The sequence below is a fragment of the Rhodospirillales bacterium genome (assembly GCA_016712595.1).
GTDB lineage: Bacteria > Pseudomonadota > Alphaproteobacteria > Rhodospirillales > Defluviicoccaceae > Defluviicoccus.
The window spans coordinates 619,915-630,452 of record JADJQT010000002.1 but is presented as its reverse complement, the minus strand read 5'-3'; the positions used below and the strand labels follow the sequence as shown (position 1 = coordinate 630,452).

Genomic DNA, 10,538 nt, shown 5'->3' with positions numbered 1-10,538 from the left:
CGTTTACCGCTCGAGGCTCCGCTGCTGGCGCCCCGCTAGAGGCAGTCGAGGAAGTCAACCAACCGGCCAGCCGGCTTGCCGATCAGTGTTCCCTCCCGCATGACGATGCGGCCCGCCACCACCGTCGCCATCGGCCACCCACGGACCTTCTGGTTATCGAACGGTGTCCAGCCGCATCGGCTGGCCATCTCCCGATCCGAAATCGTCCGCTGCGCCGCGAGGTCGACGACGGTGAAGTCCGCGCGGTAACCACGGGCGATCCGCCCACGGCCGGCGATCCCGTAGATGCGCGCCGGACCGGCACTCGTTAAGTCGACGAAGCGCTCAAGGCTCAGGCGCCCGGCAGCGACGTGATCCAGCATCACCGGGACCAGTGTCTGGACACCCGGCATCCCGGACGGACTCTGCGGATAGGGCTTGGCCTTCTCGTCGAGGGTGTGCGGGGCGTGATCCGAGCCAATGCAATCGACGATGCCGTCGGCCACCGCGCGCCACAGCGCCTCTTGATGGCGAACACCGCGAATCGGTGGGTTCATTTGCGCGCGGGTGCCAAGCTGTTCGTAGCATGCGGGCGCCGCCAGGCTCAGGTGTTGCGGCGTGACCTCTACGGTCACCAGATCGCGGGCTTGCGCCAGCAGCTCCATCTCCTCGGCGGTGGTGACGTGCAGGACATGGACCCGTCGCCGCGTCTCGCCAAGCAGGGCCAGCAGTCGGCGAGTCGCCGTCTGCGCCGTCTCGACATCGCGCCATTGTGGATGACGGGCGGGATCCGCGCCGTCTTGAACCAGCGCCCAGCGCTCTTTCAGCCGCGCTTCGTCCTCGGCATGCACGGCAACCCGGCGGCTGCCGTGGGCGAGCACATCGGCGAGGGTCTGATCGTCGGCGACCAGGAGGTCTCCGGTGGAACTTCCCATGAACACCTTGACGCCGGCGCAACCCGGCAGGGTTTCGAGAACCGCAAGGTCGTCGACGTTGTCCGCGGTGGCGCCGATGAAAAAGGCGACGTCGACCCAAACGCGGCCGCGCGCACGCCGGCATTTCTCGGCGAAATCACCCGCACCGGTGGTGGGCGGCCGGGTATTCGGCATCTCGAACACCGCGGTCACCCCGCCGAGGGCGGCAGCGGCCGTTCCGGTGGCGAGATCCTCCTTGTGCTCGAGGCCCGGCTCGCGGAAGTGCACCTGGGTATCGATCACCCCGGGCAGCACATGCAGCCCGCGGCAGTCGAGTGACCACCCGGCATCGCCGGCGGAAAAGCGGCCGAAGGCAGCAATTCGCCCGCCCCTAACCGCGATGTCGGTCTCGACGCCGCCGCCAGGCATTTGCACCGTGCCACCGTGAAGCACGAGGTCATAAGTTTCGGGCATTGCTTGCTCACCTCGCCCGGCGCCAGGCGCGCCAGCGTTCCATCACCGGTCCGGCGTTCATCATCGCATCTTTTTCGCGGGATCGACGCTCAAATGTTCGGCGCCGGTGGCTGGCGCCCGTGTTGTTTGGCGTCGATGTTCGGCGCCAGTGTATGGCGCCGGAAGGATGGTGCGGTCGAGAAGACTCGAACTTCCACGGGCTCTCGCCCACAGCGCCCTCAACGCTGCGCGTCTACCATTCCGCCACGACCGCATTCTCAGCACCGGCGGGAGAACTGGCCCGCCGATGGAGGGCGCACGTTATCGAAACATCCCGAGAGGATCAAGCGCGCGCAACGCCGGCCAGCATCGCCGTTTCAATTCCGCCCTTGATCGTTCCATCGCGGCCCGACGCGTTATCCCGAGGCTGTTGAAAAAGTCCGGGTTGCAGCGGCTTTCCGGGGGTGATTCCGTCTCGCTGGGTTTACAGCGGCGGAGGCACGGCGATGATGGGCGAGCGGCAGGGTCGGCAGGAGCGATTGTTCTACGAGTTTTGTTTGGAAGATCGTATTCCCGCCGATCATTTGCTGCGCCGGATCGATGCGGTCGTCGATCCGGCTGGCTGCGCGCGGAACTCGCGCCGTTCTACAGTCACACCGGCCGTCCGTCGGTGGATCCGGAGTTGATGATCCGGATGCTGATCGTCGGCTACTGCTATTCGATCCGTTCGGAGCGCCGGCTGTGCCGGGAGGTCGAGCTCAACCTCGCCTATCGCTGGTTTTGCCGCCTCGGCCTGGAAGACGCGGTACCCGACCATTCGACGTTCTCGGTCAACCGGCACGGCCGCTTCCGGGAGAGCGTGGTGTTTCGGCGGGTCTTCGAAGGCGTGGTGCGCGCGTGCCTGGCGGCGGGGCTGGTTGGCGGTGAGGGTTTCGCCGTCGATGCCAGCGTCATCGAGGCGAACGCCAGCCGTTTCAACCGGGTGACGGGCGGCGCCGCGATCGACTGGACGGACGAGCAGCAGGCGCGCCGGCCGGTTGCCGAGTATCTTGCGGCGCTGGACAGCGAGACCCCGCCGACCAATCCGCGGCGGGTGCCGAAGGCGATCTCACCGTCCGATCCGTGTGCCGCCTGGACGACGCGCGGCCGCTTCAAGGCGGCCTTCGCCTACAGCTTCAACTGCCTGATCGATCTGAAGGAGGCGGTGATCGTCGATGTGGCGGCGACGCCGACGCGGATCTCGAAGGAAGTGGACGCGACCGAGACGATGCTCGAGCCCACCCGTGACCGGTTCGGCCTCAAACCGCGACGGATCGCTGCCGACGTCGCCTACGGCACCGGCGAGATGCTGGGCTGGCTGGTGAAACGCAACATCGATCCGCATATCCCGGTCTGGGAGCAGAGCGAGATCGGACAGGAAGGCCGCTTCAGCCGCAAGGACTTCTCCTTTGATGCGACCAACGACCTCTACATCTGCCCGAATGGCAAGGCGCTACGCTCGACCGGCAGGATTTACGAAGGAACGACACTGAAGTATCGGGCGAAGAAGAGCGACTGCACCGCCTGCCCGCTGAAGCCGCAGTGCACGCTCTCGCCGGAGCGCAGCGTCAACCGCGACGTCAACGAGGATGCGCGGGACTATGTCCGCTCGCTGATGGAAACTCCCGCCTATCGCCAGTCAACCCGCGAACGCAAGAAGATCGAACATCGTTTCGCCGAAACCAAGACAACCATGGGCCTGACCCGGCTCAGGCCGCGTGGTCTCACCGGCGCCACCGACGAGTTCCTGCTCGCCGCCATCGTCCAGAACCTGAAACGCCTGGCAAGGGCTGTCCTGCCGCCCTCGCCAACCACCCTCCGCGCCGCTTAGACCCCGCCGTCGCCGCAAACCTCGCCGCCCGCAGGCGGCAAAAGGAATCGCGAATACCGCGAGCCTCTACGACACCTGCCACCCCCAAACCCACAGCCGTCATCGACTTTCTCAACAGCCTCGGCGAAACGCGTGACCGCCGCTTCTGATGTCTGCATTGTACCCGCCCGAGCGGTCGCAATTGGCGATTCGCGCAATTTCAACCCGAGGCATCGCCCAGCGCCGCAACAAACGTCAGAATTGCTCCCCCCTGGTTCCCCTCACCTCTTGGTGGCGAAGTCGATCGTCCGCCGGCGCGCTGATGGGCCCGGCTCTTCGGCGACGCTGTCACCCGGCGCGCCATTAACGATGGCGATGGTCTTGATCTCCGGCTGGGGGATCTTGCGCTGCAGATCGACGTTGAGCAGGCCCTTGTCGAGCGAGGCGCCGATCACCTCGATGCCCTCGGCAATGACGAAGCTGCGCTGGAACTGCCGAGCGGCGATGCCGCGATGGAGAAAGACGCGCGTGCCGTCGTCTTCTTGCTTGCGGCCACGGATGACGAGCTGCTTGTCCTCGAGCGACACGTTCAGGTCATCGATGCCGAACCCGGCGACCGCCAGGGTGATTCGCAGGCCGTGATCGCCGATCTGTTCGATGTTGTAGGGTGGATAGCCCTCGCCCGAGGACTTGGAGACGTGGTCGAGCAGCCGTTCGATATGATCAAAGCCGAGCAGATGCGGACTATTGAAGGCAGGCATACGTTATTCCATCCTCCTCGACATCGAACCGGTGCCGCCGACGCAGCGACGACCGCGTGAACGCGGGGCGCCGTGTGCGCGAAACCCGTCTTATCAGCGAAATCTGGTTCGCCTGCCAAGCCTGTCAATGCCAAGGGCGAGGAATCGCCCCCGCCCCGGCCGGCGCCGGTTGCGTTCAGCCCAGGGCGGACGGCCGGGGGACCTACCCTCGGCGGCAGCGCAATGCTAGACTCGCCGCGGGAAATCAACGCGCTAAACCGACCGCCGGCGCCGATACGAACGCCGGCGATCCAAGCGCGGAGCAAGCGAGGAATTATTGTCGATGGATGTGCGTGCCGCCGTCGCCTACCAAGCCGGAAAACCTCTCGTCGTTGAAACCGTCCAGCTCCACGGGCCCCGCGCCGGCGAGGTACTGGTCGAGATCAAGGCCACTGGCGTCTGCCATACCGACGAATTCACGCTGTCCGGACGCGATCCCGAGGGCCTGTTTCCATGCATTCTCGGACACGAGGGTGCGGGGGTCGTCGTCGAGGTCGGCACCGGGGTAACCTCGGTGAAGCCCGGCGATCACGTCATCCCGCTCTATACGCCCGAATGCCGGCAGTGCGAATACTGCCTCAACCCCAAGACCAACCTCTGCCAGGCGATCCGCGCGACCCAGGGCAAGGGGCTGATGCCGGACGGCACCAGCCGGTTTTCCAGCGGCGGGAATCCGCTCTATCACTACATGGGAACGTCGACCTTCGCCAATTACACCGTGCTGCCGGAGATCGCCGTCGCTAAGGTCCGCGACGATGCCCCGTTCGAGAAGATCTGCTACATCGGCTGCGGCGTGACCACCGGACTTGGCGCCGTCATCTTCACCGCCAAGGTCGAGCCGGGAGCGAAGGTCGTTGTCTTCGGGCTCGGCGGTATCGGCCTCAATGTCATCCAGGGCGCGCGCCTGGTCGGTGCCGATATGATCGTCGGCGTCGACATCAACCCCGGCCGCCGCGCCATGGCCGAAAAGTTCGGCATGACCCACTTCGTCAACCCCAAGGAGGTCGAGGGCGACCTCGTCCCCTACATCGTCGACCTCACCCGGGGCGGCGCCGACTACGCCTTCGAGTGCGTCGGCAATACGACGCTGATGCGCCAGGCGCTGGAGTGCTGCCACAAGGGCTGGGGCGAATGCATCATCATCGGTGTCGCCGGCGCCGGCGAGGAGATCTCGACCCGGCCGTTCCAGCTGGTCACCGGGCGGGTGTGGCGCGGCACGGCGTTCGGCGGCGCCCGCGGCCGGCGCGACGTGCCGAAGATCGTCGACTGGTACATGGATGGCAAGATCAACATCGATGATCTGATCACCCACGTCCTGCCGCTCGAGCGCATCAACGAGGCGTTCGATCTGATGCACGCCGGCTCGTCGATCCGCACCGTCGTCACCTTCTAGCGATCGGCGCGAGCCGCACTTTCGGAGCTGCCGATGTCCCTCGAACTCGTTCGCCGCCACCGTGCCTTCGGCGGTACCCAGGCGGTGTTCCGCCACGCCTCGCAGGCGACGGGCACGCCGATGGAGTTCTCGATTTTCCTGCCGCCCCAGGCGATGGCCGAGCGCCGGCCGGTGGTCTTCTGGTTGTCGGGCCTCACCTGCACCTGGGCGAACTTCACCGAAAAGGCCGGCGCCCAGCGCGAGGCGGCGGCGCTGGGCCTGGTGCTCGTCGCTCCCGATACCAGCCCGCGCGGCCTGAGCCTTCCCGGTGAGGACGACACTTACGACTTCGGCTCCGGCGCCGGCTTTTACCTCGATGCGAGCGAAGCGCCGTGGTCGACCAACTACCGGATGTACAGCTACGTCGCCGAGGAGCTGCCCGACCTCGTGGCCTCCGCCTTCAACATCGATCCCGGCCGGATGGGTATTTCCGGCCACTCGATGGGCGGACACGGCGCGCTGACCGTGGCGTTCAAGAATCCCGCCCGCTTCCGCTCGCTCTCGGCGTTCGCGCCGATCGTCGCCCCCTCGGAGGTGCCGTGGGGCGAGAAAGCATTCACCGGTTACCTCGGCGGCGACCGTGCGGCGTGGTCCGGCCACGACGCATGCCAGCTCGTGGGGTCGTCGGCCTGGGCATCGCCGATCCTCGTCGATCAGGGAACCGCCGACGACTTTCTCACCGTCCAGCTTCGCCCCGAGCTGTTCGTCAAGGCCTGTGCCTCCGCCGGGGTGCCGCTGACCTTGCGCCTGCAGGACGGCTACGATCACAGCTACTACTTCATCGCGACGTTCATCGCCGAGCACCTCCAGCATCACGCCCGCTTGCTCGGTCCCTGAGCCCGCTTGCGCTCAACCGGCTGCGGGCGCGCCGGTGCGCAGATCGAAGGCCGCGGCGATGAGGGTGCGCGTGTAGTCATCCTTGGGGGCGGCGAAAATGCGCTCGGCCGGCCCGGCCTCGACGATGCGCCCGCGGCGCATCACCAGGACGTCGTGCGCCAGCGCGCGGATCACCTTCAAATCGTGACTGATGAACAGGTAGGCGAGGCCATGCGTCTGCTGTAGCCGGCGCAAAAGCTCGACGATCTGCGCCTGAACCGACATATCGAGGGCGCTCGTCGGCTCGTCGAGCACGATGAAATCCGGTTTGAGCACGAGGGCGCGGGCGATGGCGACGCGCTGTCGCTGGCCACCGGAGAACTCGTGTGGATAGCGATGCTGCACCTCAGGATCGAGGCCGACCTCCCGCAGGGCGTCCTCGATACGGCCGTGGCGTTCGGCCGAGCTGCCGAGCTTGTGAATCGCCAGCCCCTCGCCGATGATCTCGCCCACGGTCAACCGCGGGCTGAGGCTGCCGTAAGGGTCCTGAAAGACGATCTGCATGCGTCGGCGCAGTGGCCGCACGGCGCTCCAGCCAAGAGTCTGTAACTCACGGCCATCGAAGACGATCGAGCCCTCGGACGGTCCGAGACGCAACAACGCCCGGCCGAGCGTGCTCTTTCCCGAGCCACTCTCGCCGACCACGCCCAGCGTATGCCCGGCGCGCACGGACAGCGAGACACCGTCGACCGCCTTGACGTGACCGACGGTGCGACGAAGGAAGCCGCGACGAATTGGAAACCACACCTTGGCGTTACCGACGCGCATCAGTTCGGGCGCGTCCGCGGGTCCCGGCTGCGGCCGACCCTTCGGCTCGCTCGCCAGCAGCCTGCGGGTATAGGGATGCTGAGGAGCGGCGAAGATGTCGGCAACCCGCCCCTGCTCGACAATCAACCCCTCGCTCATCACGCACACCCGCTCCGCCATCAGGCGCACGATGCCGAGGTCATGGGTAATCAGCAGCAACGCCATGCGCATGCGCGCCTGAAGGTCCTTGAGCAGCGCCAGGATCTGCGCCTGGATGGTAACGTCGAGCGCTGTAGTCGGCTCATCGGCGATGAGAAGGTCAGGCTCGTTGGCAAGCGCGATCGCGATCATCACCCGCTGCTGCTGACCACCTGAGAAGGTGTGCGGCAGGTCGCGCAAACGCGCCTCCGCCTCGCCGAGTCCAACCAAGTGCAGCAGTTCGATGACCCGGGCCCGCGCCTTGGCCTCGCTCATCTTGCGGTGAACGAGCAGCACTTCGGCGATCTGCCGTTCGATCGAATGCAACGGATTGAGCGAGGTCAGCGGCTCCTGGAAGACGATGGCGATGCGCTCGCCGCGCAGCGCCCGCAGCCGTGCCGGCGGAGCGGCCAGCACCTCCTCGCCGCGAAAGCGGATGCTGCCCGATGGATGCCAGGCGTGCGGATAGGGCAGCAGGCGCATCGCCGACAGCGCGGTCACCGACTTGCCCGAGCCGCTCTCGCCGACCAGCGCCACCGTCTCACCTTCGCCGACGTCGAAGGAAATCCCCCTCACCGCATCCACCTGCCGGACGCCGGCGCCAAAGGAAACGGCGAGATCGCGCACGTTGAGCAAAGTCGGCCGCTCGTGCGCCAGCGGACTGGCAGAGTTGTTCATCCGTCGCCCCACGGCATGGGTAATGCAAACGCTTTCGTAATCTTCTTGCGCCAGTCTGGGGCTGAAAACACCACACGTGGGTGACTACCGGCCGCAGCGCGGCCGCCCGAGGAGATGAACGCCATGTTCGATGCACTCAAGACGATGGACGAGGACCAACTCCGCGAAATGATCTCGGCCATCGCCGGGTCCGCCGATCCATGGTCGAGCGACGTGATGGCGATGGGCATCGACGTCGTCGACGCCATCGGCGACGAACTCATGCGCCGCTCGCTTCGCAACGCCCGGCGCGCCGCAACCAACTGAGCCGCGCGCCGAAACGCGTGCGTCTTGGCCGCTCCGCCATTACCGCCCCCCTGCCGCTTGCGGGGGCTGGTGGGCCGGCGCGGCGATACCGCCGGACAGACCCAGAGCCGGCGGACTGGTAGCGATTGCCTTGCGCGGATCGAAGGCGTCGCGTACCGCCTCGCCAATGAAGATCAGCAACGACAGCATCAGGGCGATGACGAAAAAGCCGGTGAATCCCAGCCAGGGTGCCTGGAGGTTGGCCTTGCCCTGAGCCAGCAGCTCGCCCAGTGACGGTGAGCCGGGCGGCAGGCCGATGCCGAGGAAGTCGAGGCCGGTGAGCGCAGTGACCGAGCCGGCGAGGATGAACGGCAGGAAAGTCATCGTCGCCACCACCGCATTGGGCAGCACGTGGCGGACGATGATCACCGGATCAGAGGCGCCCAGCGCGCGAGCGGCGCGGACGTAGTCGAAATTGCGGGCGCGCAGGAACTCGGCACGGACGACGCCGACAAGGCTCATCCATGAGAACAGCAGCAGAATCCCCAGCAGCCACCAGAAGGTCGGCTCGACAATGCTGGCGAGGATGATCAGCACATAGAGGGTCGGCACCGACGACCATACCTCCATGAACCGCTGGAAGGTGAGATCGATCCAACCGCCGAAGTAGCCCTGCACCGCGCCGGCGGCGACGCCCACCACCGCCGAGACGAGTGTCAGGGTAAAGCCGAACAGCACCGACAGCCGGAAGCCATAAATCGTGCGCGCCAGCACGTCGCGCGCCTGATCGTCAGTGCCGAGCCAGTGGGTCGCATCCGGCGGCGAGGGGGCGGGAAGGCTCAGCTCCCAGGCAACGGTGCGATAGCTGTAAGGGATTGGTGGATTGAGCATCCAGCCGTGCTTGGCGATGAGCTGCTTGACCGCCGGGTCGGTATAGTCGGCTTCGGTGGGAAATTCGCCGCCGAAGGTGGTCTCTGGATATGCTTTGAGAAACGGTGTGTAGAAGTCGCCGTCGTAGACGACGAGGATCGGCCGGTCGTTGGCGATCAGCTCGGCGAACAGACTGATGATGAACAGCACCGAAAAGATCGCCAGCGAAAAGGCGCCGCGGCGGTTGGCCTTGAACGCATCGATGCGCCGGCGGGTGAGCGGCGTGATCTTGAAGCCGAGGAAGCGGTCGTTCGGCCGTCCTTGTGCCGAAGGGATCATGTGTTCCCGGCCGCTCATGCCTGCCGTGCCTCGAAGTCGATGCGCGGATCGACGATGGTGTACATCACGTCGCCGACGAGATTGAGGACGAGGCCGACGAGCGAGAAGAAGTAAAGCGTGCCGAACATCAGCGGATAGTCGCGCTGGAAGGCAGCCTCGAAGCCGAGCAGGCCGAGGCCATCGAGCGAGAAGATGATCTCGATGAACACGGTGCCGGTAAAAAGGATGCCGATGAAGGCCGAGGGAAAGCCGGCGATGACGATCAACATGGCGTTGCGGAAGACGTGGCCGTAGAGCACCCGCTTCTCCGAAAGGCCCTTTGCCCGCGCCGTCAGCACGTACTGCTGGTTAATCTGATCGAGGAACGAGTTCTTGGTCAGCATCGTCAATGTCGCGAAGCCGCCGATGACCATCGCCGTGATCGGAAGGACCAAGTGCCAGAAGTAGTCGGCAATGCGCGCCGGCCAAGACAGATCCGCCCAGCTCTCGGAGGTCAGGCCACGCAGCGGGAACCACTGCACGTAGCTGCCGCCGGCGAAGACGACGAGCAGCAGCACGGCGAAGAGGAACGCCGGAATGGCGTTGGCGACGATGACCGCGACCGAGGTGGCGACGTCGAAGCGGGTGCCGTCACGCACCGCCTTGAGGATGCCGAGGGGAATGGAGATCAGGTAGGTGATCAGCGTCGTCCACAGCCCCAGCGAGATCGATACCGGCATCTTGTCGAGCACCAGGTCGACGACCTTGCGGTTGCGAAAGTAGCTCTCGCCGAAGTCGAACACGGCGTAGTGCTTGAGCATCAACCAGAAGCGCTCGTAGAGCGGTTTATCGAAGCCAAACTGCTTTTCCAGCGCCGCGATGAACTCGGGATCGAGTCCCTGCGCGCCGCGATACTTGCCGGCCGCCCCCTCGCCTCCCGGCTGCGCACCCAGGGTTTCGCCCGCCCCGCTCTGGCTGACGCGCTCGGTGATCGCCGCGCCCTCGCCGGTCAGCCGGGCGATGATCTGCTCGACCGGTCCGCCCGGCGCGGTCTGGATGATCACGAAATTGATCAGCATGATCGCGAACAGGGTCGGGATGATCAGCAGCAACCGGCGAATGATATAGGCGGTCATCGC

At 65.8% G+C, this 10,538-nt stretch carries 8 protein-coding genes, 1 tRNA gene and 1 pseudogene; 4 read left to right on the top strand and 6 right to left on the bottom strand.

Features of this window, described 5'->3' with window-relative positions; translation table 11 throughout:
* Positions 1–35 precede the first annotated feature (35 nt).
* Together IPK66_14795 and IPK66_14790 are read right to left on the bottom strand one after the other, a co-directional pair.
* Positions 36–1,367 (bottom strand): dihydroorotase, encoded by a 1,332-nt coding sequence (locus IPK66_14795; GenBank protein ID MBK8176482.1) that lies wholly within the window; start codon positions 1,365–1,367, stop codon positions 36–38.
* A 167-nt stretch (positions 1,368–1,534) separates the two neighbouring features.
* Positions 1,535–1,620: transfer RNA gene (locus tag IPK66_14790), tRNA-Leu, on the bottom strand.
* A gap of 232 nt (positions 1,621–1,852) precedes the next feature.
* Between IPK66_14790 and IPK66_14785 the strand changes: the two are divergent.
* Positions 1,853–3,216: pseudogene (locus IPK66_14785) on the top strand (transposase).
* 260 nt (positions 3,217–3,476) lie between these two features.
* On the opposite strand, the gene IPK66_14780 reads toward IPK66_14785, so the two are convergent.
* Complete coding sequence (locus IPK66_14780; GenBank protein ID MBK8176481.1) at positions 3,477–3,956, bottom strand: Hsp20 family protein; 480 nt, start codon at positions 3,954–3,956, stop codon at positions 3,477–3,479.
* 322 nt (positions 3,957–4,278) lie between these two features.
* Between IPK66_14780 and IPK66_14775 the strand changes: the two genes are divergently transcribed.
* Both IPK66_14775 and fghA read left to right on the top strand, forming a co-directional pair.
* A complete protein-coding gene (locus tag IPK66_14775; protein ID MBK8176480.1) occupies positions 4,279–5,388 on the top strand; it encodes an S-(hydroxymethyl)glutathione dehydrogenase/class III alcohol dehydrogenase in 1,110 nt (369 codons plus the stop codon).
* Positions 5,389–5,421: 33 nt separating this feature from the next.
* On the top strand, positions 5,422–6,264 hold the full coding sequence (gene fghA / locus IPK66_14770; GenBank protein ID MBK8176479.1) for an S-formylglutathione hydrolase: 843 nt from the start codon (positions 5,422–5,424) through the stop codon (positions 6,262–6,264).
* A gap of 12 nt (positions 6,265–6,276) precedes the next feature.
* Here the strand turns inward: fghA and IPK66_14765 are convergent, their stop codons facing one another.
* Complete coding sequence (locus IPK66_14765; protein ID MBK8176478.1) at positions 6,277–7,926, bottom strand: ABC transporter ATP-binding protein; 1,650 nt, start codon at positions 7,924–7,926, stop codon at positions 6,277–6,279.
* Between the two features lie 123 nt (positions 7,927–8,049).
* On the opposite strand from IPK66_14765, the gene IPK66_14760 reads away from it, so the two are divergent.
* Positions 8,050–8,232 (top strand): hypothetical protein, encoded by a 183-nt coding sequence (locus IPK66_14760; protein MBK8176477.1) that lies wholly within the window; start codon positions 8,050–8,052, stop codon positions 8,230–8,232.
* Positions 8,233–8,271: 39 nt separating this feature from the next.
* Here the strand turns inward: IPK66_14760 and IPK66_14755 are convergent, their stop codons facing one another.
* Both IPK66_14755 and IPK66_14750 read right to left on the bottom strand, forming a co-directional pair.
* Positions 8,272–9,420 carry an ABC transporter permease gene (locus tag IPK66_14755; GenBank protein ID MBK8176476.1) on the bottom strand — a complete coding sequence of 383 codons (1,149 nt, stop codon included), beginning with the start codon at positions 9,418–9,420 and terminating at the stop codon, positions 8,272–8,274.
* Positions 9,421–9,434: 14 nt separating this feature from the next.
* The gene (locus tag IPK66_14750; GenBank protein ID MBK8176475.1) at positions 9,435–10,535 is read right to left on the bottom strand and encodes a microcin C ABC transporter permease YejB; all 1,101 of its coding nucleotides are present in this window, start codon (positions 10,533–10,535) and stop codon (positions 9,435–9,437) included.
* Between the last annotated feature and the right edge of the window lie 3 nt (positions 10,536–10,538).

What these genes read in the sequence shown, in the direction of transcription:
- IPK66_14795 (MBK8176482.1), bottom strand. Translation starts at nt 1,367, where the DNA reads ATGCCCGAAACTTATGACCTCGTGCTTCACGGTGGCACGGTGCAAATG.
- fghA (MBK8176479.1), top strand. Translation starts at nt 5,422, where the DNA reads ATGTCCCTCGAACTCGTTCGCCGCCACCGTGCCTTCGGCGGTACCCAG.
- IPK66_14765 (MBK8176478.1), bottom strand. Translation starts at nt 7,926, where the DNA reads ATGAACAACTCTGCCAGTCCGCTGGCGCACGAGCGGCCGACTTTGCTC.
- IPK66_14760 (MBK8176477.1), top strand. Translation starts at nt 8,050, where the DNA reads ATGTTCGATGCACTCAAGACGATGGACGAGGACCAACTCCGCGAAATG.
- IPK66_14775 (MBK8176480.1), top strand. Translation starts at nt 4,279, where the DNA reads ATGGATGTGCGTGCCGCCGTCGCCTACCAAGCCGGAAAACCTCTCGTC.
- IPK66_14780 (MBK8176481.1), bottom strand. Translation starts at nt 3,956, where the DNA reads ATGCCTGCCTTCAATAGTCCGCATCTGCTCGGCTTTGATCATATCGAA.
- IPK66_14755 (MBK8176476.1), bottom strand. Translation starts at nt 9,420, where the DNA reads ATGATCCCTTCGGCACAAGGACGGCCGAACGACCGCTTCCTCGGCTTC.
- IPK66_14750 (MBK8176475.1), bottom strand. Translation starts at nt 10,535, where the DNA reads ATGACCGCCTATATCATTCGCCGGTTGCTGCTGATCATCCCGACCCTG.